This is a genomic window from Stenotrophomonas sp. YJH_SMC_105-26, from assembly GCF_059368915.1.
In genome coordinates this window covers 55,582-80,607 of the sequence record NZ_JCAFSD010000012.1, presented here as the reverse complement: position 1 = coordinate 80,607, position 25,026 = coordinate 55,582, and the positions used below count along the sequence as shown (strand labels likewise).

General features: G+C 60.7%; 19 protein-coding genes, 1 tRNA gene and 1 pseudogene. 3 read left to right on the top strand and 18 right to left on the bottom strand.

The annotated features are described in order from the left end of the window. Positions 1-130: 130 nt before the first annotated feature. The 7 genes and pseudogenes from AC5P7F_RS19660 to AC5P7F_RS19630 form a co-directional block, all read right to left on the bottom strand. Positions 131-2,269, bottom strand: coding sequence for an ATP-binding protein (locus AC5P7F_RS19660; RefSeq protein WP_099497394.1), 2,139 nt, complete (start codon positions 2,267-2,269; stop codon positions 131-133). Continuing rightward, positions 2,266-3,654, bottom strand: a complete 1,389-nt coding sequence (locus AC5P7F_RS19655; RefSeq protein ID WP_495204196.1) for an SIR2 family protein — start codon at positions 3,652-3,654, stop codon at positions 2,266-2,268. Before AC5P7F_RS19655 ends, AC5P7F_RS19660 begins: the two co-directional genes overlap by 4 nt. A gap of 94 nt (positions 3,655-3,748) precedes the next feature. Beyond that, positions 3,749-5,497 carry an acetate and sugar kinases/Hsc70/actin family protein gene (locus tag AC5P7F_RS19650; RefSeq protein WP_099497396.1) on the bottom strand — a complete coding sequence of 583 codons (1,749 nt, stop codon included), beginning with the start codon at positions 5,495-5,497 and terminating at the stop codon, positions 3,749-3,751. Positions 5,498-5,499: 2 nt separating this feature from the next. Then, positions 5,500-7,662, bottom strand: a complete 2,163-nt coding sequence (locus AC5P7F_RS19645) for a DUF4391 domain-containing protein (RefSeq protein WP_099497397.1) — start codon at positions 7,660-7,662, stop codon at positions 5,500-5,502. Then, the gene (locus AC5P7F_RS19640; protein WP_099497398.1) at positions 7,659-10,940 is read right to left on the bottom strand and encodes a helicase-related protein; all 3,282 of its coding nucleotides are present in this window, start codon (positions 10,938-10,940) and stop codon (positions 7,659-7,661) included. Before AC5P7F_RS19640 ends, AC5P7F_RS19645 begins: the two co-directional genes overlap by 4 nt. Further along, the gene (locus tag AC5P7F_RS19635) at positions 10,941-11,156 is read right to left on the bottom strand and encodes a helix-turn-helix domain-containing protein (protein ID WP_099475911.1); all 216 of its coding nucleotides are present in this window, start codon (positions 11,154-11,156) and stop codon (positions 10,941-10,943) included. 385 nt (positions 11,157-11,541) lie between these two features. Continuing rightward, positions 11,542-11,745 (bottom strand): annotated as a pseudogene (locus AC5P7F_RS19630) (ArsR/SmtB family transcription factor); the annotation flags it as partial. A gap of 1,254 nt (positions 11,746-12,999) precedes the next feature. On the opposite strand from AC5P7F_RS19630, the gene AC5P7F_RS19625 reads away from it, so the two are divergent. Then, positions 13,000-14,154 carry a hypothetical protein gene (locus AC5P7F_RS19625; RefSeq protein WP_099497400.1) on the top strand — a complete coding sequence of 385 codons (1,155 nt, stop codon included), beginning with the start codon at positions 13,000-13,002 and terminating at the stop codon, positions 14,152-14,154. 89 nt (positions 14,155-14,243) lie between these two features. Here the strand turns inward: AC5P7F_RS19625 and AC5P7F_RS19620 are convergent. From AC5P7F_RS19620 to birA, 8 genes are all read right to left on the bottom strand, one after another. Next, positions 14,244-15,367, bottom strand: a protein-coding gene (locus AC5P7F_RS19620; RefSeq protein ID WP_099497401.1) for an IS3 family transposase whose coding sequence is annotated in 2 segments (ribosomal slippage) — positions 14,244-15,091 and positions 15,091-15,367 — 1,125 coding nt in all. Because the reading frame shifts where the segments join, the coding sequence is not laid out codon by codon here. Positions 15,368-15,601: 234 nt separating this feature from the next. Next, positions 15,602-16,030, bottom strand: coding sequence for a hypothetical protein (locus AC5P7F_RS19615; RefSeq protein ID WP_143568526.1), 429 nt, complete (start codon positions 16,028-16,030; stop codon positions 15,602-15,604). Positions 16,031-16,256: 226 nt separating this feature from the next. Further along, a complete protein-coding gene (locus tag AC5P7F_RS19610) occupies positions 16,257-16,829 on the bottom strand; it encodes a lysozyme inhibitor LprI family protein (protein WP_099497403.1) in 573 nt (190 codons plus the stop codon). Between the two features lie 283 nt (positions 16,830-17,112). Further along, a complete protein-coding gene (locus tag AC5P7F_RS19605) occupies positions 17,113-18,315 on the bottom strand; it encodes a tyrosine-type recombinase/integrase (RefSeq protein WP_099497404.1) in 1,203 nt (400 codons plus the stop codon). 172 nt (positions 18,316-18,487) lie between these two features. After that, positions 18,488-18,563 (bottom strand) — tRNA-Thr (locus AC5P7F_RS19600). A 40-nt stretch (positions 18,564-18,603) separates the two neighbouring features. Further along, positions 18,604-19,458 carry an SPOR domain-containing protein gene (locus AC5P7F_RS19595; RefSeq protein WP_164077826.1) on the bottom strand — a complete coding sequence of 285 codons (855 nt, stop codon included), beginning with the start codon at positions 19,456-19,458 and terminating at the stop codon, positions 18,604-18,606. A 9-nt stretch (positions 19,459-19,467) separates the two neighbouring features. Further along, positions 19,468-20,199 carry a type III pantothenate kinase gene (locus AC5P7F_RS19590; RefSeq protein WP_164077825.1) on the bottom strand — a complete coding sequence of 244 codons (732 nt, stop codon included), beginning with the start codon at positions 20,197-20,199 and terminating at the stop codon, positions 19,468-19,470. Beyond that, positions 20,196-21,164 carry a bifunctional biotin--[acetyl-CoA-carboxylase] ligase/biotin operon repressor BirA gene (gene birA / locus AC5P7F_RS19585; RefSeq protein ID WP_046428093.1) on the bottom strand — a complete coding sequence of 323 codons (969 nt, stop codon included), beginning with the start codon at positions 21,162-21,164 and terminating at the stop codon, positions 20,196-20,198. The genes AC5P7F_RS19590 and birA overlap by 4 nt, the downstream gene beginning before the upstream one ends. 144 nt (positions 21,165-21,308) lie before the next feature. On the opposite strand from birA, the gene AC5P7F_RS19580 reads away from it, so the two are divergent. Then, positions 21,309-21,593, top strand: coding sequence for a hypothetical protein (locus AC5P7F_RS19580; protein ID WP_046428091.1), 285 nt, complete (start codon positions 21,309-21,311; stop codon positions 21,591-21,593). Then, entirely contained in the window at positions 21,560-22,351 is a 792-nt protein-coding gene (locus AC5P7F_RS19575) for a M90 family metallopeptidase (RefSeq protein ID WP_481462460.1), read from the top strand. The genes AC5P7F_RS19580 and AC5P7F_RS19575 overlap by 34 nt, the downstream gene beginning before the upstream one ends. Positions 22,352-22,436: 85 nt before the next feature. Here the strand turns inward: AC5P7F_RS19575 and AC5P7F_RS19570 are convergent, their stop codons facing one another. The 3 genes from AC5P7F_RS19570 to AC5P7F_RS19560 form a co-directional block, all read right to left on the bottom strand. Then, positions 22,437-23,861 (bottom strand): ATP-binding protein, encoded by a 1,425-nt coding sequence (locus AC5P7F_RS19570; RefSeq protein WP_014645620.1) that lies wholly within the window; start codon positions 23,859-23,861, stop codon positions 22,437-22,439. A 25-nt stretch (positions 23,862-23,886) separates the two neighbouring features. Then, complete coding sequence (locus AC5P7F_RS19565) at positions 23,887-24,570, bottom strand: response regulator transcription factor (protein ID WP_004136763.1); 684 nt, start codon at positions 24,568-24,570, stop codon at positions 23,887-23,889. A gap of 73 nt (positions 24,571-24,643) precedes the next feature. Continuing rightward, entirely contained in the window at positions 24,644-25,018 is a 375-nt protein-coding gene (locus AC5P7F_RS19560; RefSeq protein WP_014645619.1) for a hypothetical protein, read from the bottom strand. Between the last annotated feature and the right edge of the window lie 8 nt (positions 25,019-25,026).

The following is a 25,026-nucleotide window of genomic DNA, read 5'->3' as shown; positions in this document are numbered from 1 at the left end:
ATCGCCTGTTTTAGCAACTGTAGCACTATAGTTTTTTTTTCAACAGTTCTTGACAACGAGACAAAGAAAAAAGCCCTCTGAAACAGAGGGCTCCTTCGTTCTAACTCACCGAAAACAGATTATCTGTATCTCAAAACGGAATGGTGTCCTCGTCATCTTCGGCGGACTGCACCGAAGAGGAATTTGGCGATGGGGGTTGTTCAGGCGAAATCTGCTGCCAATCGGCGGCGATAGCCGCCCAATCGACAGATCTTTCAACAGGCTGCCCATTTTCGTCGGTTTCGAGATTTTCTCCAGACCACACCGACCAGAAGTCGGGGTCGTTCGACCGGGGTTGCTGGTCAGCCGGCAGACTGTTCATTTGCACAAGAACAGGCAGTTCGGAAGCCCAGCCAAGCAGAATGGCGTGGCGGGATGGCAAGGACGGAAGGTCGCGGAGTAGGCCGCGCAGGTTGTCAGGGACCAGTTTGTGTACCAGCTCCTGGTCGCGGTCATTACTGATGCGGTGGAGCAAGTAACTGTTGCACTGCGAGAGCACGGTGGGCGATAGCTCACTGGGGCGCTGCGAAGAAAGCACCAGCCCCAGGCCGAACTTGCGGCCTTCGCGGGCGATCTTCTCGAAGACTTGGCAGCAGATGGCGGCGGAACTTTGGTTTTCCGCATCGTCCGGGTAGCGTCGGATGAAGGTGTGTGCTTCCTCCATCACCAAGACTGTCGGAAGAGTCTTGCCATGATTGAGCTTGCGGTAGCGCTGCAAGGCTTCCAATGTCATGCGGGCGATAACGGCGGTGATGACGTGGACGACTTCCGCCGGAACCAGCGACAGGTCGATCACCGTGACCGACCCGTTGGAGGCTCTGTCGTCGCCGATGTAGCTGCTAAGCCAGTCGTGAAGCGTGGTTTCCACGGGGCCGCTGATGATGTTCTTCATGCGGCTATCCGAGAGAATCGTTCGGATGCGCATAAGCATGGTCTCTACGTATTCAGAGACGCCCGTCAGCTCAGCATTGGCTTCGACACTGCGCAGTAGCTGGTCGCCAGTGAAGGGGCGAGGAACATCGGCGTCGATAGGAAGGACATCCGTGTTGGATCCGCCGAAGGCGGAATGCGCGGCCTGAGCCAGATGCAAAAGATCATCGACCTCCTGCTTCGCGAAGTCGTAGGTCGGATACTGTCCGCTACGGGCATTGGTGAATTCGGTAATCTTGTCTCTGAAAGCCGTCAGAGCATCATTCTCTGGCTGGCTGAAAGAGGCGTCGTCGGAAAGTCCTTCTTGCCATTTCCTGATCTTCTCCAGGAAATTCTTGGGATGAGGGAACTTTCCCCATGGACTCCCGGCATTGCGTTCAATCTGGATTATGGAAACCAGCGTTCGTAGAAAGCGACGCATTTCATGGCCAGGGGTGACGGACACACCCATCGCGCCATCGCGGACGGAACGAAGCGCTTGTATCAGTGTTGGACGCTGAGTCTTTGCGCTGGCTTGGGTGAATGCGCTCCATTCCGCGCTGTTCCAGGACCACATAGGAACATGGAGCTGCTCAATCTCCGCGGATGCCTCCACGGCGAATGTCCGGACCTTGCCCATACCCTTGAAGGTGCTGGCGTACTCTCCGTTAGGGTCGAGGACAATGAAGCGGGCATTCGGATCGCTGCCCTTGCGCGCCTTCCGCGCCGCATCCATTGACCACCGGATCAAGCCAGCGACTGAACACGACTTCCCGCTACCGGTATTACCCAAGACTGCCAAATGACGGCCAAAGATACGGTCGGGATCGACCTTGACCTCGGCGTTGGCGGCCAAGGGGCTGATACCAATCTTGATGCGCCGCTTCTCACCTGATTCGACGATGGCGCGCAGCTGCTCCTGAGTAGGCAGGATGACGGGGTCGCCAACTGACGGATAGGCTTCAACGCCCCGCCGGAACTCGTACTTCCCCTCTGAGTAGAACAAGCAACCCAAAGGGTTGAGGCTCATTTTTCGCAGTGGATAGGGCAAATCCACCAAGCCGAAGTCCTGCATGCCCTTGCGCTTCGGGTACTGGGAGCGCTCGATGGTGATCCATTCCACCTGGGCAACAAGATAGCCTTGGTCGCTGGGGGCCAATACGTAACCATTGACGCGCGGAAACGGGCGAGGGACGCCGGTATTGAGCGCGACTCCATCGGGCGCCTCGATGTCCAGCAACACCTTGATGCCGTCTGGTGAGACGTAGTCGATAGTGCCGATCCGCAACGAGTCGGCATACGCCAGCGGAGACAAGGTCATATCAGATCTTCCACGTCGCTCGAACCAGAGCCCTTGCCAGTCGGCTTCGACGATTGCTGGGTCTTCCAGCGTTGATTCAAGAGCTCGCCCATGCGGAAGGTGGTCTTGTCGATCGCGGCCTTGGGCATGTAGTGCTCGGTCAAGGCGGTTAGATCGGCTAGGACGGGGCCGATCAACAGGCTGATCTGAGAGGGCCTACCCATTTCCTTGTAGGTCTGCATGATTCGGCCTAGCGGATCGCTATAAGCAATCACTACCAGGTGCGTGGATGGGATGGTGAGCATGTCGCGGATCACGCGGTTGATATGCTCATCGCCAAAACTGTAACCGTAGGTCACCAGAGTGCTGTTCGGGCGACAGACCGCTGCTGCGAAGTCACGGAAAAGTTCAACGTATGGGTAGTCTGCTGTCTCCCTGTCCTTGGCAGAATTGGGGTAGATCATCAGCTTGTGGGCTGTTGCTTCGTTTAGGCCGGGAGCCTTCAGAAAGGGGGCGATGTCGTTCGCTCCAAAGGGTAGGCCGATGCGTCGGATGTCCTTGTTGACCTGTACCCAGTCCACAGAACCATGCAGCTTGGTGAAGCGTGCGACGCCCTCCAGGTAGCGGGGCTCGCCTCGAATGCCGGGAGGGTTGTAGTGCATGTCGAGATCAAGGCGCGACGAACGGAAGATCGGCGTCAGCGTGCCAAGAAAGCGATCCAGAAGATGCAGGCCCGCGAGCTCTGCACCGGCCTCGATCAGGCGATCGTAGTTGGTGGTGAAGATATTGAGACGGTCGCGTACGCCAGTGCGGCTGGCAAAGCTCATCAAGAAGGTGACGAGCGTATTGAACGCGTCTTCCCGTTTGGAGTCGTCAGAAGTAACGATCCCGCTCTCGCTCGCCAAGATGGACTCGGCAAACTTCCCCATTCCGTCTGTAATCTCAGTGCGAAGGGCTGCATCACTTTTATCTCCGAGGATTTCCAATCCACGAAGAAGCTCATTGGCAACCCGCAATTGATCTTCCAAGTTGTCAGCCTTACGCCCCGCAGCATCAGCAGATTGCTTGGCTGACGCACTGATCTTTTCGCTGTGATTGCTAAGGGCGAGGGCGTTCATGCCAGCCGCCCGCTTCCCAGTGGCTTGCTGGTGGACCGCGTGGGTCAAACCGGAGCCTGCGAGAAGCGACAAATGCTCGGACTGGAAGAGCGAGGTCAGCCAAGGCTCAATCCGGGCCCGCAAATCCTTTTGGGTGAATTCCTTCGAGTCACCATCCGCCCAAGTGACATCAGCAAAATCGTCGAGAACGAATTTCCCATCAGTGCTGTCAAATCCAATAGGCTCCCGATCGTCTCGGACCTTAACGATGTTTGGCCATTGTTTCGCTTGCTCGCTGCTGGAAGACACGTGACTGACTCCGGTGTTCGCTATCGGGACGTGTGGCGCTACTCCGCCAAATCCCGAATGTTGGTGGGCTCAAACTGAATTAAGTCCGTTGCCCTCAAATGCCCTTGGTTTGGAAGCTACCCAGAGTGGGGCTTCCACCGCCAAATCCGGTGCTCTTCAAGACTCCCATCGAACGGATGACGTTCCGGCGTGCGCCTCCGAGCGAGACAGCGATGCGTGGATAGGGGGTTTCCAGATCTGGATAGCCGGTGCGCAGCCATTCCGGGAAGGATCTTGCCGCTGCAACGGGGATGGTCTTGCCGTGCGCCGTCACCGTACCTTCGGCCAATTTCCGGACCATCGGCAAGGTGGCCCCGCCGCCGGTCAGTACGATGGTGAGATTGTGGCTCGGATTGGCTTGTACCCAGTTGATCCATTCCTTGTCCGCGGATTCAAGGATTTCGACCAGCGTCTTACGCAAGGACTTCTCGAAGGCTGTGACTTCATCCAGCGCTAGGAACTCAGTTAGTGAGACGTCCACCGCATCCCCGTTGTAAAGGGGGACATAGACGGACCCGGAATTGAAAAGGGACTCCTTGTAGTCGCGGATGTCGCGCTCAAGCGCGTGGCTGATGTTCTGGAACTTATCGTGCGAGCCGCTGACACCAGCCTTTTGCAGGATGAAACCTTTGAGCAGCTTGTCGAGGTGGTTACCCGCCTCGGTGATGCCGCGCGCAGTGCCATCCACCTCGCCTGCCGTGGTTCTGGTCTTGTCGATGCTGCCATCGTCATTCACAGTGACCTTCAGCCGATACAAGCTAAAGTCGCTAGTACCTGCGCCGATGTCCACAACCAACGCCAGTGAATCGTGATTGGATTGCCAACTGAGCAAGGAACCCGCCACGCCAAGCGGCTCGGTGACGCTACCTTCAATGAACGTGTAGTCGCGCTTCTCGGCACGTAGCTGCCTCAAGGCCGAGAGGAAGCGATCCAGGGGCAGGCCTTGGTGGACTTCATCTCCGAAGGTGTCGGCGAGAATCTGCGCCTCACCGAGTAGGGTCTTTAGTTCACCCTCGACAACGCGTGCGTTGGCCCGCGGGAAGCACGGCATGGCGAAACGTCGTTTGAAATTCCGGGCCACCACGGGCGATTCCACATCGTTCTCAAGCGCATAGCTGATGGTCCACGTGAAGAAGGTCAGATAGGCAAGAACGATGTCCTTGTAAGTAAGCGGGTGTGGTGTCGGGTTGTAAGTGGCATCCACGGGGACGTTCAAGTTCCCTTCGGACAGGGCGCGCTTTATGTTGTCGATCCTTGATCCGGTACCGTCCACGGCATGCTTGACTGCATTCTGGCCGAACCAGAGGAGCCCATCGGAGTCGATGAATACCGAGGAAACCAGCATGACTTCATCGATTTCCTCTTGGTCGCCGGGAATGCCTAGCTTGAGTACCTGGATGTCCTCCATATCCTCATATTCGTTGTCATAAACGAAGCTGGCCTTGGACATGGCTGTGCCAAAGTCGAGACAGACGCGATAGGTCGCATCGGTTTCAGGCAAGGACAGCGTGGACAAGTCCAGAATGACCGGCACTTCCGTCGCTGGTTCTGATTCAGGCTGAGAGATCTGTGGTTCAGCGGTCGGGCTGACAATCGGCACAACAACCGCTGGTTCGGGACTGGGCGGGGCGCCGGTTGGCGTGGATGACGAATCAAGGCTGTCTGGCTGGTTGGAAATGAAAAAATCCAGTGCCTCTAACTCGCGCTGGGTAATGACGCCTTCGAGACGGAACTTCCCATCACTACCTACCTCGATGCGCTCGCGCAGATTGGCGAGGATGATTTTCGCTTTCGTGAATTCCATGTCTATTCCTCGGGCTCAACGCGTGGCTTTACAAGTGTTTTAATTTTTCCACCAAACTCTTTCAGGATGCCGTCACGTACTACTTTGACCCGGCGAATGCCGGAACGATGGCCGCCTTCCATATCGTGTTCGATGGGGTTGTATTCGACGATGCTGCCCAATAGATCGGTCTTGCTCAGCTTGCGCATGCGGGCCAGTCGCTCGGCGACTTGAGCAACGCCTTCGTAGCCGGTGGCAGCACGTTCAACCGTGGCAGCCTGATAGGCGTCGAAAGTCTTCAAGACAGGTACGACGGCACTGTTCAACTTGCCCATGCTGTCGCGGTTCGCGTCGAGCTGGATCAGCAGCTCGCCGATCTGCTGGTCTTCCGTGTTGCCGAGCTTGTGTTCCGCAGCACGTTCGCTTTGGGAGACGCGGCCAACCTTCAGCCAGTAGTCGGCCACTTCCGGGTCAACATCAACCGCTCCCTTGAAATGCAGCTTGATGGCGCTGGTGATCATGGACGTGGAAGGCCAGCTGGCCTCCATCACACGCAGGATTTCCTTGTCCGTTCGGTTCTGCCGAGCAAGGACAAGTGCGGTCTCCAGCAGGTTCATCTGCACTTTCGGGATGACCGCCGAGGCTTCGATGTAGCGTGTCCATGGACCTTGTGTGAGAAGCTTCTTTCCGTCCTGCAATAACTGGTAAGTTTCGGCGTGCAAGGCGTGGGAGTAGCGCAGTTCGATCACACGAACGAGTACGCCGTTGGCGGCATCCAAGCTGGCATGAAGTGCGTCTGTATCTGCACTGGTTGTGCCGCGTAGGAAGGTGTTCGTCAGGCTTGCCAAGGCGGTTCCTGGCTCCAGGCCGACATTCCCTTCGTAGCTTCGTATTACCTCGGTAATCGACTCAAAGATGCGGCGAACCCGTTTGATGCGGGTGTCGGGAGATTCAATGCCCTTTACGATGTCCGCAGCTTCGACCAGACGATGGACGAAGCTCGCCAGGTCTTCGCTGTTGCTGAGTAGGATCCGTAGCAGCTCCTTGCGGGCATTGTTGGCCGTGTCAATCGCTAACGATTCGCGGGCGCAGTAAATAGGAAGCCAATCTGCCTCGGTGTAAGCCAGCATCTTGGCGGCATACTCCTTGGCGTCGCCGTCTGCCAGGGTCTCGATAGAGGGGGGCTCGTCGGTGAAAAGCTCATTCACGCGAGAATGCACTTCGGCTTCTCGCCCGCGGGCAACGGCGGCTACTCGCCCCAGTATCGCCGCCGCAAAGAGCTCCTCTTCGACGGGTACGGTTGCCGCGAGACTGACGACAGCTTCGACCACTTGCCCAAGATTTGTATCTTTAAGCAAGGCTTGTTGCTGCTGCTGCCTCATCACCTGAGTTAGCAGGTCATTCAAAGCCTTCAGGTCGGTTGAATCGACGACTTGGCTCAGAGTGATTTCTGGTTGTTCTGCCATCTTGCGTAGCTCGGGTTTGTTCGCGGAGGCAATAAGCTTTAGATAGCCAGCTTGGTCAAGCTGGGTTCGTAGTTTGCGTACAGTGGCATTTAGCTCAACCTTTCGATTGAACTGCTTTTCTTTCTCAAGCGCTGAGATGGCCTTGGCCAGCTCGCCCTCCAAAGTGCGAATATTCCCAAGCCGATCTATCAGGGCACGAAGAGGTTCTCGGGGGCGTGCCGGCAGCGGGATCAATCGCAGCAACAGGCGTTCGTATAGGCCGTGCAGGTTTAGGCTCGTGGGCAGATCTGTGCGCGGACTGTCGGCGGATCGCCATTCAGTTTCGAAGTATTCGGAGAGGAGAAGCTTGCCTCCGTTATCTCCACCGCGCGGACGTTTGAAGCAGGCAATTACCTGCACGAGGTCGGCGTGGTAAAACTCGAAGATAATCGGATGCTCGATGGCTCCGTCAATGCACCGCAGCACGTCGTGGCTGAGTTCTGGTGTTCTTAGCTGGATGCCGAGAATCTGGATTTCGGACACGCCGTCCTTGGCCGACAGGTTGATGGTCTCTGGGGCCAACTTGTATAGCCAGGTGACCTGCTCGACTTCCTTGACGAACAGATCTTTCAGGCGAGCATTTACAGTTCCATGTTCGTAGAACTTCGATTTTGGAACGACGCGATTGACTTTCGCCTTTTCGGGCCATGCAATCAGGGCATGGTGCTCGGCGTTGCTCACGCTACCTCCTGCACCACGAGGAACGAGATCAGTTCGAAGTCGTCCAACCCGGATATCGTCTGGGTCAGTGCGCTGGTCTTTCCAGGCGAGAACAGGCTGTCGATGTCCTTCTCTTCCTTGACCTCGATCATAGAGCGGATGGCTCCACCCAGCAGATCGGAGTAAGGGCGCATATTGCGGCCGTCAGCGGTAGCCTTGTTGAACGCGGGGCAGAGATCTGCGAACGGTTGGTCCTGGCCCTTGCAGCAAGTGCGGGCCAGATCGAGTAGGCGCTTGACCTCGGTGTGGTCGTGAATGACTTGCCCATCTTCGCCCATGTAGATCAGGTAATACGGGTGCAGGCGGTTGTGCTGCGGCAGATGGGCGGGTGGGTTCACGCCCGTATTACGGTTGCGCAGGGTGAAGAACACGCCGGGTTGCAGACCCAGCTCCGCATTGGCGGGCACGATGGCATGCAGACCATTGGGCGATCTGTCCAGCTCACCATGTGCCTTGACATAGTTCAGTAGATCCATGCGGAAGTCGTTGAGACCAAGGTCAGTGATCGAAACGCCGGTCTTCAAGTCCTCCAGTTCGATGACTTCTTCCTGCAAGCGGCGCAACTGCTCCTTGCGATAAGAGACATCGTTCGCCTGCGCTGATAGCACGTTGTCATCGCCGGTTGCGGTGACGTCGGCAATCATCATCCTGCTCTCGACCCGCTCCTTCAGTCGGATGTACTCATCGAGCGAGATGTCCGGCCAGTAGTTGACTAGCTGGATGCAGGCATTCTGCGAGCCGATGCGGTCCACGCGGCCGAAACGCTGGATGATGCGAACCGGGTTCCAGTGGATGTCGTAGTTGATCAGGTAATCGCAGTCCTGAAGGTTCTGACCCTCGGAAATGCAGTCGGTGCCGATCAGGATGTCGATTTCCGCCGGTTCGTTGGGCAGGACAATGTTCTTGTCCTTGGATCGTGGAGAGAACAGCGTCAATAGTTCCTGGAAGTCGTAACTCTTGGCCAAGGTGGACTTGGGGGAGCCTTTGCCGGTGACCCTGGCGGTGTGCAGCTTGTGCGCCGTCGACAGCGCAGGAGCCAGATTGGCGTACAAGTAGTCTGCCGTATCGGCGAAGGCGGTGAAGATCAACACCTTCCTGTTGCCCGGATTGATTGGATTGGCGATTTTCGCGAGCACATGCGCCTTGAGGTGCTGGAGTTTGGCGTCGTGTTCCGGGGTGATTTTCTCCATCAGGGACAACAAGTCCTCAATGTGCTCCAGATCCTGACCCAGGTCGAACTGCCAACGGGGCAGGTCCATGTCGGCCAGGTTGATCTTGACCTTGCCGCCAATATCGGTGTCCTGCCCCAGATCGAGCAGATCGTCATCGTCCGCTTCCAGTTCGCCCAGCGCTTCGGTCATGTCTTCAACGCAGCCGCCACCGACTTGGCGGAAGTTGACGACTTTGTCCAACGTGCGCAGGTGGTTCTTGCGCAGCAGTTGCAGGGTAAGCCGGAATGCCGCGACAGAGCTTTCAAGGCGTTTCAGCAGGTTGACCGTCATCAGAGCCTGCAAGCTTTTCTCGCGATCCGCTTGGCGCAAGGTGCCTTTGCTTCCCACCTTGGTGTCGTACATCTCCGCATACTTCGCCATGCAACTGGGAAGTATGTAGCTCACCGGGGCGTACACCGACAGCTTGAGCCGGGAAAGCTTGTCGAAGATATCGTTGAAGCTGGGCGAGCTATCCAAATCGGACAAGGGGCTTTGGAACGACAGCGGCTTGCGTCGTTCTGGGAACTGGCCGATGCCCTTGGTGTCGTAGAAGGTCTGGATGTGCTTGCGCGAACGGGCGATGGTCACGCTGTCCAGCAGCTCGAAGAAATCGAAGTCCAGACCATCCAGGATGGCGCGAGGGGTACGTTCTTCGGGGGGAAGCTTCGACCAGACGTTGAAAGCCTTCTGCGCATTGCGGAAGACTTCTTCCACGGACTTGCTGGTACGAAGCTTCTTGCTCAGGTTCTCGGAATCGCCCTCGTAGGCCAAGGCCAACTGGTTCCGCAGATCGTTGAACCGGTTATTAACCGGCGTGGCGGAAAGCATCAGTACCTTAGTCTTCACGCCTTCGCGGATGACCCTGTTCATCAACTTCTGGTAGCGGGTTTCCTTGTCCTTGTATGCGTCGTTGTTCCGGAAGTTGTGCGATTCGTCGATGACGACCAGATCGTAGTTGCCCCAGTTGATGCGATTCAACGGCGTGCCGAACGACTCGCCGCTGGTGCGGCTGAGGTCGGTATGGCACAACACGTCATAGCTGAACCGGTCGCGGGCGAGGATGTTGGTCTTCAGGTTGCGGTTGTAGTTGAGCCAGTTGTCCGCCAGCTTCTTCGGGCACAACACCAGGACGGACTTGTTGCGAAGCTCGTAATACTTGATGACCGCCAACGCGGTGAAGGTTTTGCCCAAGCCGACGCTGTCGGCCAGGATGCAGCCGCTGTAGGTTTCCAGCTTGTTGATGATGCCGGTGGCCGCGTCCTTCTGGTAATTGAAGAGCTTGTTCCAGATCAGGGTGTCCTGATAGCCGGTTCGATCGTTCGGCAATACGTCTTCGTCGATGTCGTCCAGAAACTCATTGAAGATGTTGTAGAGCATCAGGAAGTAGATGCTCTCCGGCGAGTTCTCCTGATAGACGGTGGCGATGTGCTCGCAGATCTGCGATGTCACGTCCTCCAGCTTCTCAGGGTCTTTCCAGATCTGGTCGAACAGGCTCAGCCAAGTCGCGGTGAAACTGGGCTCGTCCATCTTGTTGACCAGGTTGGAGACGGCATTCCCCGACTCATAGCCCAGGTCAACCGCGGTAAATCCGTGCAGCGGCATATAAGCCGTATCCGCCCCGTCAGCTTGGACGCAGGCGAATTGCTGCATTGGGGCCTTGCTGCGGTTGCTCTTGAACGTCGCCTTGCGCCGCAACCAATCGGCGCACTCGCGGGCCACGGCGCGCTGGGTCAGCTTGTTGCGCAGCTGGATTTCGAACTCGCTGCCGTACAGGCTGCGCTCCCGATCCAGCTTGGGGATATGGAACTCCCGCCGCTCCTTGCGAATCCGGTCGGTGACCTCATCAGGCAGGAAAGTGGGGGAGGTGAATATGAAGTCCAGCTCCTCGATCTGCTCCAGCTCGGCCTTCAGTGCCTCGTAGGCGTACATGGAGAAGCATGAGGCCGCGACCTTGAGCTTGGCACCCGGCTTCAGGGAGCGTTTGAGGTCGTCGCCAAGCAAGCGGCTGATGTTGTTGATGATCTCCATTCAGCCAAGTTCTTTCTTGGTAGGGGGGCGTTGGTTGGAGTTCTCGCCGATCCAAGGTTCCAGCTCTGAGCGGCGGAAGCGCCAGGTGCCGCCAAGCTTGAAGGCGGGGATATCGCCGTTCTGGGCAAATCGGTACACCGTCCGCTTCCCGGCTTTCAGGAACGCAGCGACTTCATCCAGCGTCAGGATTTCCCCGTCCGAATCGGTATTGCCCATCTAGGTTGTCCCCTGCTTGGCGGCGTCTTGCCAAGATTAGCCAATTCTCCCACACCCCTGCATTTTTTGACCATGAGCCCAAGCGTCGTCAACCAGTGCGCTTTGGCGCAATCGAACTAACGCGAATCGCCACTGATTCGGGCCGGCCGACCGCGATTCTGCAATGACTTAGGTGACCGGTGCATGGTGAGCGCCACGTGGATCACCAAGGCATTGGATGCCTTAAGAGCGCTCAATGTAGAACACCGCAACTACAGAACGGTCATGCGCAGGATCGCCTCTTCATGCAAAGCGATGTTCCGAGGCGAGCTGTTGGTGCTCTTGGGACCTCCCCGAGTCGGAAAGACGAGATGTGTGCGTGAAACTCTAGGTATCCCGCCGGAGTGCCACAGGGTTTGTCGCCCGCGCAGCAGTTCTCGGGCAGGTAGTCGACCAAACTGGCCATCACGTCGAAATTGGCGCGATAGCAGACGGTGCGGCCACGCTGCTCGGAAGTGACCAAGCCAGCGCCGGCCAGCTCCTTCAAGTGGAAGGATAGGGTGGCGCCGGGGAGAGTCAGTGCTTGGGCGATCTCGCCGGCCAACTTGCCACCGCAAATCGAGTTCGACTTGAATGAATTGTCAGGCCGGGACCTGTCGATCATTAATGACTGAAATTGACTCTGAACGTATAGATCCGCGTTGTCGCTGGCGTGGTGAATTGGGCAACAACAGCCTTGGAGGGATCTGTTGCAGCGAGATCGGTCAATATTGAGCGGCATCCATCTGCGTCCTGCGCGATTTGCACCGGGTACTCAAATGTAAGCATATATTGGCCAGCCTCCTCAGGGTGGAAGGTTAGTGCCACACCGCATTCTTTAGTTTGACCAAAGCTTGGCTCCAGAGTGTGCATAACAAGCTGGATTCTGCGGCCAGAGCGAAGCAGGACAGTCTGATCTTTGCTTTTGTGCCGGAACTTCACTATTCCGAGCAGCTCTCCTGCAGGATTGTCTGTGAAGTCCCATAGGGTAAGGTTGGACCAACTGTCCAGCCCGCTCCTTTCCTGCAGCCAAGGGACTGAAACTCCAACTCGTGTGTCTGCGTCCGACGGCGCGGTATAGCGCTTTGCGGCCTCAGCGGGTCCTGTCAGAAAAATTAGTACTAATAAGACCCAACTTCGCATTTGATTTCTCTTTGAGAAAGCTCCGTAAGTGTCAAGCCACCTATGAGGCCTAACTCTGGATTATGCCGAACCGCGCAGCGGGTTTGGTTAGGTAGCGGTGGCTCTGACCGAACCCCTGGCCAACGCCGCCTTGCTTGTGCAAACCTCAGCGAGCCGATGATGCCACTGCTCGCAGGACGGAACTTGCCTAGGAACCCTTGCCGAGCGCTACTGCCGAAGGAAGAACGGTCAGCCAACCTTACACACCGGCGCTGAACTACCTAATAGATGGGCCCGAAGGTCGATTATACGATTTATCCACAAGGCACCGAATGGTAATTTTTCCCTTGGTATATCTCAACCTTAGGGCGGCTGGCCCGGCTAACAAGCCAACGTACAACCGGACCCATCAGCAAGATCCGTGACTGGATCAATGTCCGCATTGGGCGGAAGCGGACTCCCCGGTCGGTGCCGCCCTGCGGGCCGCCAAAGCTGGAATGGTGATGTAGGGCATCAACGCACGCAGTTGCAGTGCGCGCTTGGAATCTAGATAGCGGGCGGCATATACTGGCCGCGGCGCCCGCCCTGCTTGCACACGAGCAAAAACAGGCTGTATCCCCTGATCAACTCTTCTTCTGGCCAGCTGCCGGGAACTTAAACGTGTGCGTCTGACCCGGATCGGCTTGGCCATCGAGGACGAGTCATGACCATCAAGCAATACGCGTTTAATGCCCATGCGCACCTTCGGGCCCAGGGCCTGCCGTCGCTTACCCGCAGCCAGGTCCATGAGCTGCTGGCTGCGGCCGCTGGATTTGCCACCCATGCCGCGCTCCAGCACCAAGCGGCGTGGTGCGACGTGCCATGGCGCGCTACCGCCTTCCCGCCGGATGAGGACCGGGTCATCCAGCGGTGCCTGCAGTTCGGGCTGTCAGCCGAAGAGGCGGCGCGTGCCGCCCAAGGCCTGGCCGACTTCCTGGCTGCGTCCGGCTACGCGCCGGTGCGGTTCGAGGAGCTGATTGCCGCGTTCGAGGACAACGAGGACGAGTGGTCGAAAGCTGAGGAGGCGGAGGCGCCTGCCGTCGCCGAGTGGGTATCGAACGCCCTGATCAGCCGAATGGATCAGGGGCTTGAGACACTGCTCGAGGAACTTCCGCTGCTGCTGGAAGGACTGGAAGCGGCCGCGGCCCGTGGTGTTGCCGCTGCGCACCTAGCGACCGCGTACATGCTCGAGCCGTACGGTGGCCTGCCGGAAGAGGACGACCGCCGCTTCGGGCGCGAGCTGCGCCGGCACGCGCAGTGGTCTGCCGAGCCAGTTAGCTTCGCGGAGATCACCACGGGGGTCGGCGGGTTCGTTCGGGTTGTGGCGAAACACCGGTACCACCTCCTTGCGGCTGCACGGGGCGGGGACAGGCGCGCAATGCTGGTCACCGCGGAGCGCTACGGCGATCCTTCGGCGCTCGAGCTCGAACCGTCGGATGAAATGGACCCGTACGACATGGCTGACCTGGCCGATGCACATGGTCGACCCGAGCTGGCGCACAAATGGCTGACCGTGCTTGCACGCGACGGCGACGTATCGGCCATGCGCGCGCTTATCGAAGACAGGAACGAAACCCCGTTCCGCTCTTGGGTCTGGATGCACCTATCACGTATGCTGGATCAGGACCTGAGCCAAGACAGACACGAAGCGATCAACGAGGACGGCACACTCTATGACGATGATGTCGGCGGGCCAATGTATGTGGGGGGGGGCGACGGAGTCGAATTGGCGCCACTCGCGCCCGAGGACAACGCCCGCGCCAAAGAAGAGGCTGCTCAGCTGTTCTCCGGAATCGAGGAGCGCTACGACCTGACCTGATCATACTAGGTCTTGGGCGGGCTCCCGCTCAGGGGGCTCGCCCGGGTTTTCTGCGCCCGACGTCCCCCCGGCCTGAGTAGAGGTCGGGTTTAGAGTCCTGTTTTGATCTTATCTGTCTTCGCCGCCAGCTGCGCGGCGTACTGGGCAGGTGTCATTCCGCCGAGTGCTCTTTTGGGTCTTTCTTCGTTGTAGTCACGTCGCCAGCTTTCGATGCTGGTACGGGCATGGAGCAATGTTGGGAACCAGTGTTCGTTGAGGCATTCATCGCGTAGCCGGCCGTTGAACGACTCAACATATGCGTTCTGATTGGGTTTCCCGGGCTCGATCAGGCGCAGGGCGATTTCCTTGTCGTGAGCCCAAGCCACCATCGCTTTTCCGCAAAATTCCTTGCCATTGTCCGTCCTGATGACTCGCGGCAGGCCGCGCTGAGCTGCCAGCCTGTCCAGTACCCTGGATACCCCTTGGCCCGATATCGCTCGCTCCACTTCGATGGCAACTGCCTCATGGGTCGCATCGTCGACGATGGTCAAACACTTGATCACCCGACCCTCAGCAGTTCGATCAAACACGAAGTCCATCGACCACACTTCATTTGCAGCGAACGGCCGTATCAGCGGCTGTCGCTCGCCGACTGCGACCTTCTTGCGCTTCCTGCGGCGCACTTGTAGACCGGCTTCCTGGTACAAGCGCTCCACCCGCTTGTAGTTCACAACAAGCCCTTTTTGCCGCAGCTTCAGATGAATCATGCCCACGCCGTAGCGTTTGTGCCGTTGCGCCAAAGCGGCGATCTGCTCACGAAGCTCGGCGTTGTTGTCGGGCCTGGGCACATATCGCAACGTGCTGGCGCTCATGCGCGCTACCGCCAGCGCTCGTCGTTCGCTCAACCCCTTCTCAACCATGCTCCGCACCAGCAGCCTGCGCGCTGGTGCAGTCACCACTTTTTTCGCAATGCGTCCTTGATCACGTCGTTCTCGAATACCTGCTCAGCCAGTAGCTTCTTTAGGCGCGCGTTCTCCGCTTCCAGGTCCTTCAGCCGCTTGGCGTCGGGCACGCTCATACCGCCGAACTTGCTGCGCCACAGGTAGTACGAGGCCTCGCTGAAGCCGTGCCGGCGGCAAAGATCCTTGATGGGCATGCCTGCTTCAGCCTCACGCAGGAAGCCAATGATCTGTTCTTCGGTAAAGCGCTTCTTCACGTCCAATCTCCTTGTCATTGAGGATTGGACTCCAAACCCTTGTGCTACTCAATCTTGGGGGGATGTCGCGCCATGCCCGCACCGTTAGATCGGACTCATGCGTCGTGGTAAGCGGGATGCTTCGCTGTAATCGACCAGGTCCGCTTTCGGCCAGGAACGGACATGCTCCCGAATGATGGCCAGCTTCAAACCGGAGCGCTTCAAATTTCCGTCTACACAAGAATCTGCACACACATCGTGCTCAGTTTCCACTCATCCCCGTGCGGTCTGCTCGCCAAAGGCCAACCGTAGCGCTTCGGTGTCGCCGCTCAGCGCGGCACGCATGCGGCCTTCGTCCAAAGGGCGTACCACCCAGTCGACATCCCATTGGAAGCCATTGCGTCTTGAAATCGGAATGGCCAGATACCAACTTGGCCCGGGCCCGACGCAGTACCAGAATGCATCGTCTGAGGCCTGTGCCATCCAGCGCGGCCCCGGTTGCTGCATACCATCGAACCGTCCGTGCACCTGCTTCACCACCTGTACCTGGGCACCGGTGAAGGCAGCACCATCGCGCGACGGAAACCGCAGCTGCTCGAATGTTTCCTGGCGGGCAGCCCGCAACCGCTGCGGGCCGTTGAGTTGCGCAGCCGCCGCCATCACCACCCCCATTCCCAGCAATATCACCAATGCGCTCTTCATTACGCCCTGCCCGTAGTACTACCGAAATCGTCAATGATAGCGATCAGCTGCAGCAGGACGCTGCACTACGGCACCGGAAGGAAAGTGTCGAGTAAGCGACCAGAGCTGGAGAGCCGCAGCCGGATTGACCCCTGCCCCCTCAACTTGAATCACCCATTTCTTTCCAGACAGCGTAGGTCTGCTTTGGGTCGGATGACGCCTTGCGGCCAGGAGCGTACGTTCAACTCTATATTGTCTGCATTTCCTTAAGCAGAGGCTCGAGCTCGACGATCCGCGAGATGGTAACGCTCTCTAGCGCGCTGGCGTGGATGAGAGGCTGGATGCTCCCGCCGTGGTACTGGCTGGACTGGAACTCAGCGCTAGCCTCGCGATATCGAAGCCACATCTGCTGAGAATTCTCGAATGAGTCTAGGCGGCCACCAGAAAGATGCTTTCGCAAATCTTCAACCAGAGCGGCAAGCCTTTCTTCGGCTCTGTGAAACGACGCTGCAGCATGTCGATTCATGTCCGCTTGAGTCATGTGTTCCGAGTGATCAGTGGCGTAGATCTGGAAGGCCTGCTCTTGGTAGGCGGCGGCCAGTGTCTTCGCTGAGTTGGCCTTTCCCATAATCGTGTCTTCAAGCACCTTCAGATCATGAAGGGTAGTACCTGACGCCTCTAAGTTCTTCTTCAGATCGAGCAGCTTTTGCTGCTTATCGATCTGTTCGAACATGGGTTTCTGCTCGATGCGGCGCCGCACGAAAAATCCAACTGCCGCCATCAGTGCTCCGAAAACGGCATAGAGGAATTTCTCTAGCATTTGCCACGCACCCCTAAAGTCTACAAGGCCATCCAACTACCCAATAGCCGGACCCGTGGGTCCGGCTACACGACTTGCCCTCAATGCACCGTTTGGTGGACTTTCCCTCTAACACGGCTCGATCTTAGGGCGCTGGGGTCCAGCTAACAAGCCAGCGTATAAAAGGACCCAGCGGTAGGATCGGCGCCGGCACGAATGGCCGCTGTGGGTCGATAGCGCCCTGCGCGACAGCAGCCGCGCAGGGCAATCTAAGACTTAAAAGGGTAGGGTCAGCCCACCAACTTTAGGTGCGGCTGACCTTTCCCTTCAGCTTATCCAAGTAGTCTGCCCACGCTTGCATCATCTTCCTGCGCTCAGGCAAGTGTTCCGCTCGATTGTAGGCAGCCTTGATGGGATTTCTTTCAGAGTGAGCAAGCTGTCTTTCGATCGCATCTGATGTCCATCCCATCTCATGAAGCAAGGTGGACGCCATGCTTCGGAAGCCATGCCCGGTCATATCGTCAGTCCCGTAGCCCAGGCGACGAAGCGCTGCATTGACGGTGTTCTCGCTCATTGGATCCCTCGAATTCCGAACGGACGGAAACACGTAGCGTCCATTCCCCGTGACCGGCCGTAGTTCCTCAAGTAACGCAGCTGCCTGCTTGGACAGCGGAACAACGTGAGCTACGCCCATCTTCATTTTCTTCGCAGGGATGTTCCATTGCTTCGCAGCAAGATCGAACTCTCCCCACTCCGCCTTACGCAATTCACCCGGACGAGTGAAAACCAGAGGAGCAAAGCGGAGCGCACATTGCGTGACAAGTTGCCCCGTGTACCCATCAATGGCCCGCATCAGCTCACCGACCTTCGCTGGATCGGTTATTGAAGCGTAGTGCCTATTCTTCGCCGTCTTCAAAGCACCACGAAGAGCACTGGTCGGGTCGCGATCTAACCTTCCAGTGGCCACGGCATAGCGAAATACCTGCCCACAGATTTGGCGAAGGCGCTGCGTGGACTCGATCTTCTCCTGAGCCTCCAACCTACGCAGGACCGCCAACACCTCAGCGGTAGTGATCTCATGGATCTGCCGCTTACCTAGCCAAGGGAAAGCGTAGGTTTCCAGCATCCAAGCTGCCTTCTCCCGCGTTGACTGCGCCAAGTCCCCACGGGACTCAAGCCATTCCACGGCTATCGTCTGGAAGCGGGTATCTACTGACAACTTTGACGTGAGCTTGCTCAATTGCTTGTGCTCGGAAGGATCGCGTCCAGCACGAAGCTTCGCCCTAGCCTCATCACGGGCCTCACCGGCCTCCTTCAATGACACTTCGGGATACACCCCGATCGACAGCAACTTCTCCTTGCCATCCCAGCGGTACTTCATTCGCCAGTATCTGGCTCCGTTGGGCATCACGTGCAGGTAAAGGCCTGCCCCTGCCGCCAGCTTGTAGGGCTTGTCCTTAGCCTTCGCATTTCGCGCGGCCATATCTGTCAATTGCTTAGCACCCATTGGGGGTACATCCTCCTTGCTGAACTCCGTTTTTCGAAATGTACCCCCACTTGTACCCCCAAAGCTCTTGGATGTACGTGGACAAGCTCGGACCAAAGCGCACAAAAAAGCCCGCATTTCTGCGGGCTTAGTATGAATTCTGGACTTACTTGGACGCCATGGGACCAGGCGATGGTGCCGCTTATCCGAATCGAACGGATGACCTACTGTTTACAAGACAGTTGCTCTACCAACTGAGCTAAAGCGGCATGGGTGGTGCACCGGCGGCATCGCCGCGGTCTGGGGATTCTAGCGCAACCGCGTGCAGTCCAGCGACCGGCTCTGTGCCGCGCCGCTGCGCTGCTGGGCCTGGGCCGGCTGCGTGCCCGCCGCCAGCTGTCCTTCCAGCCACCATTGGCCGGCGTCGCCGCTGGCCACCAGGCGCGGCTGGAAGCCGGCGGCCTGCACCGCTGCCATGCGGCGCTCGGCGCCTTCGCGGTTGCGGTACTGGCCCAGCGCCACGGCGTTGGCCTCCTCGCCCTGGCTGATGATGTAGTAGTCGCTCAGGCCGGCGGCGACGATACGTTTCACGGTGGCCTGCGCTTCATCACGGTTGGCGGCGGCCGGCAGCATCACCCGGTAGCGGGCACTGCCGCTGGCAGCGGGCTGTTCGCGCAGGCGCACCTGGCTGAGCAGCGTGCCGGCCTTGCCTTGCGCACTGTTCGCGGCGGCGCGGTCGGCGAACGGGCCCAGCGCGACGCAGCGCGGCGGCTCGGCGACCGCGGGCGGGGTTACGGGCTTTTCCGGTGCCGGAACGGGTACAGGCGGTGCTGCCGGCTTGGCAGCGGTAGCAACCGGCGTAGCCTCAGCCGTCTGCGGCTTGGGAATTTCCGGCTTGGCCGGCACGGCCGGCGCGGGTGCGGGCGTCGCAGCCACTGCGGTCTTCGCGGCTGGTTCGCGCTCCATCAGCGGCGCGGTCGGGGCGGCGGCGGTCGCTTCGGCGGCTGCAGCAGCATCCACACCACCGGGCACCCAGCGCAGCTCGGCCACGCCAGCCGGTTGCGGTGCAGGCGCAGGCGGCTGCGGTGCATCGCGCAGCAGCCACCAGCAGGCGACGCCAAGATTGAGAACGGCCAGTACGACGATCAGGGCACGGGTCAGCATGCGCGGATACTAGCCTGCGGGCTGGTGCACCGCCCAGCGGGCGAGGCCATCCAGCACCAGCGACGGGTGGTAGTCGGCGCCAGGCAGCAGCGGCATCAGCGCCGGTGCGCCGCCGCCGTGCACCAGCAGCGACGGCGCTACGCCCAGCAGCGCGTGCGCGTGCTGTGCGCTGCGTTCAATCAGCGCCACCGCAGCGCCATCGCAACCGGAGGCCAGCGCATCGGCGGTGTCGTTGGCGAACTCGCTGTAGTAGCCGCCGGTGGCCGGCAGCTGCACGGCGCGGGCGTGCAGCGCTTCGCGCATGGTCGTGGGCGACGCGGAAATGCGGCCACCATGGTGCTGGCCGTCGGCGTCGAGCAGGTCAAGCGTCAGCGCGGTGCCCACGCCGACCACCAGCACCGGGCGCTGTGCCTTTGCGGCAGCCAGCAGGGCCAGGAAGCGGTCGACGCCGAACTTTTCCGGCTTGGCGTAGGCAATGCGCACACCGGCGCATTCGGCGCTGGTGCGCACCACGTGCACGTTTTCGAAGCGGCGTTGCAGCTGGTCCAGCATGGCGCTGGTCAGCGAGGGTGCGGCCACGCTGGCCACGAACGCGGTGGTACCGCTGGGCAGGCTGTGCGGCGGCTGCCCGGCCATGCCTTCGGCGCCATGCGCCCAGGCCTGCACGTCACCGGCACGATCTCCCTGCAACGGCGCGAACTTGAAGCGCGAGTTGCCGAGGTCGAACAACCAATCGCTCATGCTGCCCTCACGCTGACTTCGCCGGCGTGCAGCAGGCGCTCCTGGCCATCGATGCGCACGCGCAATGCGCCGTCATCGGCCAGGCCAAGCGCGGTACCGTGCTGCCACTGCCCGTCCAGTTCCACGCGTACTTCGCGGCCGGCCAGCATGTCGAAGGCGGCGTAGCGCGGCAGGAACGGAGCGAGGCCTTCGCGATCGAATTCCTCCAGCGCCGGCAGCAGACGGGCCAGCACGGCGGCAACGACCACGTTGCGGTCCACCGGCTTGCCGGCCAAGGTGTCCAGGTCCACCCACGGCTGGCTGATCTGCTCGGCGAACGACGGCGGCATGTGCGTGTTGATGCCGATGCCGATCACCGCGCGCGCCGGGCCGGCGTATTCGCCACCGCCCTCTGCGAGCAGGCCGACCAGCTTGCGCTTGCCATCGACGATCAGGTCGTTCGGCCACTTCAGCTGTGCCTGGGCATAGCCCAGGTCGTGCAGCGCTTCAGCCACGGCGATGCCGGCCACCAGGCTCAGCCCGGCCAGGCGGCCGAGGCCACCGGAGTACAAGCGCAGCACCGACAGGTAGATATGCGCGGCCAGCGGCGAGGCCCAGGTGCGGCCACGACGGCCACGGCCACCGGTCTGGCGTTCGGCCAGCAGCACGCTGACCCCGCGCTGGGGCGCGCTGCACCGCAGCAATTCAGCGTTGGTGGAGTCCACCGTCCAGGCCACCTGCAGGTCGTGCAGCAGCGGCAGAACCCCGGCCGGCAGGCCACCACGGATCGCCGCCGGGTCCAGCAGGTCAACCGGGCGGGTCAGGCCATAGCCCTCGCCGGCACGGCCCTCGACATCCACACCGGCGGCCCTAAGCCCTTGAATACGCTTCCAAATAGCCGCACGGGTCTGGCCCAGCTCACGGGCCAGGGCGTCGCCGGACAGGCGACCGGCAGCGAGTTTGGCCAGCAATTGGCGATCGTCCACGGCAGCTTCCACGAAGTCAGGCAGGAATTATGCGGGAAAGCCGCCAGCGACGCCCGCCACGCTGGGTTCCGCGGGGGCTTCCAACGGGGCGCCGGGTTCGGGCTAGAATCGGGAACTCACCCTCCCTTAACGTGGATGTCGTCAATGCGCCGTTATGCCCATTGCCTGATCCTGCTGATGATGCCCTTCGCGGCGTCTGCGACGGCAGCGCTGGACGACAGCCGCGGCGCCTGCGTGTCCTCCAACGGTGATGCCGCCTCGCAGCGCGCGCCGACCGCGACTGCCTCGGCTGCGACCACCAAGCCGACACCGGTACGCCCTGCGGCCAGCAGTGCCACCAGCACCGGGGGCGGCGGCAGCGACGATGACGTGCTGCAGCGCATCCGTGCGCCGAAGTGGCACAGCTACCTGCCGGGAATGTTCCGCTGATCAAGTCGTTGCTGCAGTGGCTGCGGCCTACGCCGCGGCCGATCGACGATGCACTGTGGGAACACGCCTGCCGCCGCGCGGCCTGGCTGGACGGACTGGACGACGAACGCCGCGCGCGCCTGCGCGTACTGGCCACGCGCTTCCTGCACGAGAAGACCATCACCCCGATCGGTGAGCTGCAGCTGCAGGCCGGTGACGGCGTGCTGCTGGCCGCGCTGTGCTGCCTGCCGCTGCTGGCGTTCGGTGAGGTGGGGCTGGAGGGCTGGTCGCAGCTGATCGTCTACCCCGATGCCTTCCGCGTGCACCGCAGCCACATGGATGCGGCTGGCGTGCTGCACGAGTGGGATGACGAGCTGATCGGCGAGTCGTGGGACAGCGGTCCGTTGATCCTGTCCTGGGCCGATGTGCAGGCCGACCTGGCGGCGCCGCACGAGGGCTACTGCGTGGCGGTGCACGAGATGGTGCACAAGCTGGATGCGCTCGATGGTGCGATGGACGGTACGCCGTCGCTGCCGCGCGAATGGCAGCGCGAGTGGGCCGCCACGTTCCAGCGCGCCTACGACGCGTTCTGTGCGCAGGTGGACGCAGGCGAAGAGACGCTGATCGATCCGTATGCGGCCGAGGCGCCGGAAGAGTTCTTCGCGGTGGCCAGCGATTACCACTTCTCGGCACCGGATCTGCTGCAGCAGGCGTTGCCGGAGGTGGCGGCGCAGCTGCGACGGTTCTACGGCGAGCCGCCCAGGATCGCAATGCGGTAGTGCCGGCCGCTGGCCGGCAACCTCATGATCTTCGATGGCATTGCTTGGTTGCCGGCCAGCGGCCAGCACTACCGATCAACGAGGCTTACGGCCCTGGCGGCAGGCGCACTTCGAAGCGGGCGCCGCCCAGTTCGGCCGAACGGCCCACGGTCAGTTCGCCGCGGTAATCCTTGATCAGGTCCTGCACGATCGACAGGCCGATGCCGTGGCCCTGCACGCGCTCGTCGCCACGCACGCCACGCTGCAGCACCTTGCCGATGTCGTCCGGGGCAATGCCCGGGCCGTCGTCATCCACCGCCAGCAGCAGGCCGGCGCGGCGCGCGTTCGGGGCCGGCAGCGGCTGCGCGGTCAGCAGCACGCGGCGGTTGGCCCACTTGAAGGCGTTCTCCAGCAGGTTGCCGAGCAGTTCCTGCAGGTCGCCCGGTTCGCCGTGGAAGCGTGCGGCCGGATCGATATCGAATTCGCACAGCACGCCCTTGGAAGCGTAGACCTTTTCCAGCCCACGCACGATTTCCTCGGCATTGGACTCGATCGGCAGCGGCGCGGAGAACAGCTTGTGGCCCGAGGAGGCCGCGCGCGCCAGCTGGTACGAAACCAGGTTGTTCATGCGCTGCAGCTGCACGTCCAGTTCTTCGCGCAGCGCGCCGTCGCCGGCACCGCTGTCCATCTGCGTGCGCAACACGGCAATCGGCGTTTTCAGGCTGTGCGCCAGGTCGGCCAGGGTGTTGCGCTGGCGCTCGAGGTTCTCGCGCTCGCTTTCGATGAAGGCGTTGATGCTGTCGGTCAGCGGTTCCAGCTCGCGCGGGTGGCGCTCGCTCATGCGCTCGGTCTCGCCGCGCTGCACCTTGGTCAACTCGGTGATCACCCGGCGCAACGGGCGCAGGCTCCACTGCAGGATGACGGTCTGCAGCAGCAGCAGGATCAGGCCGATGCCGCCCAGGTAGAACCAGACGCGGCCACGGAACACGCGCAGCTGGGCACCCAGCGCGCGCGAGTCTTCCATCACATAGATGGTGTACGGGAATTCGGTGGCGGGGTCGGCATCGGCGCCCCAGACCAGGCCCAGGCCATAGCGGTACACCGAGCCCTGGCTGCCGTCGATCTGGATCATCGGCAGCGGGCCTTCGAACACTTCCTGGCGCGGTGCCAGCAGGCCGCCGCCCACGGTGGGCAGCATCGGGCCTTCAGCGGACATCGAATTGCCCTTGCCGTGCGGCATCACTACCTGCAGGTACAGGCCACTGCCGGGCACGTCGAAGCGGGAATCCGGCGGCTGCTCGCGGATGTACAGCGAGCGGTCGCGGGTGAAGTCGATGCCGGCCGCGTAGGAGGTGGCGTAGTTCTTCAGGCGCTCGCGCAGGTTCGCCTTCGCCGTGTCGGCGAAGGCGGCGTCGAGCGCGTAACCGGCCAGGGCCAGGAACGCCACCAGGCCCACGGACGCGGCGAGCATCTGGCGCGCCTGCAGTGAGCGCGGCCGCCAGCGTCGGAAGAACCACAGACGGCCGGACATCGTGTTATCGCCAGGGTGAGCCGGCTCAGCCCTCGTTGCGCGGGATCGCGAAACGGTAGCCGCGACCGCGTACGGTCTCGATCGGCTTCAGTTCGCCATCCGGGTCCAGCTTCTTGCGCAGGCGGCCGATGAACACTTCCAGCACGTTCGAGTCGCGGTCGAAGTCCTGCTGGTAGATGTGCTCGGTGAGGTCGGCCTTGGAGACCAGTTCACCGGCATGCATCATCAGGTACTCCAGCACCTTGTACTCGTAGCTGGTCAGGTCGACATTGCTGCCGGCCACGCTGACGGTCTGGGCGGCGAGGTCCAATGCGACCGGGCCGCATTCCAGGGTCGGCTTGCTCCAGCCGGCGGCGCGGCGCAGCAACGCGTTGACGCGGGCCAGCAGCTCTTCGACGTGGAACGGCTTGACCAGGTAATCGTCGGCACCCTGCTTCAGGCCCTCGACCTTGTCCTGCCAGCTCGAACGCGCGGTCAGGATCAGCACCGGGAACTTCTTGCCTTCATCACGCAGGGCCTTGATCAGCTCCATGCCCGACATCTTGGGCAGGCCGAGGTCGATGATGCCGACATCGAACGGAACTTCGCGCCCCATGTAGAGGCCTTCCTCGCCGTCCTGCGCAGCATCGACGGCAAAGCCTTCGCGCTTGAGCCGGGCTGCCAGGGTCTCACGCAGCGGGGCTTCGTCTTCGACCAGAAGGATACGCATGAACTCTCCCTAGTGTCCTGGGTGTGGCCCGGAGGCCTGTGGGGTACGGGTTGATAGCGACAACTATCCCTGTTCAGGGGTTATCGCCGCGTAGTGATGACATATCCGACCGCGGCGTGCGCGGCTGTGAACGCGACGGGGCGGGGTCGTCCATGTAGCGGACCCGGCCCCGGTCGTCCATGTACTTCACCCGGTTGATATCACGACCATCGAACGGCACGCGCTCGGCACCGAGGATGTGACCACCCGTGGTGCGCTGCACGCGGCGCACGGCATCGGACAGCGAACGCTCGTCGCCACGGTTGCCGCGCTCGCCCCGCTCCATCATCTCCGCACGCCCCTGCTCACCCCGCGGCGGCTGCTGTGCCAGCGCCGACGACAGCGGCACGGCCGACAGGACCACGCAGGTGGCCAGGGCAATGCGGCGATGGAAGGGAGCGGAAGACATCGATGCGA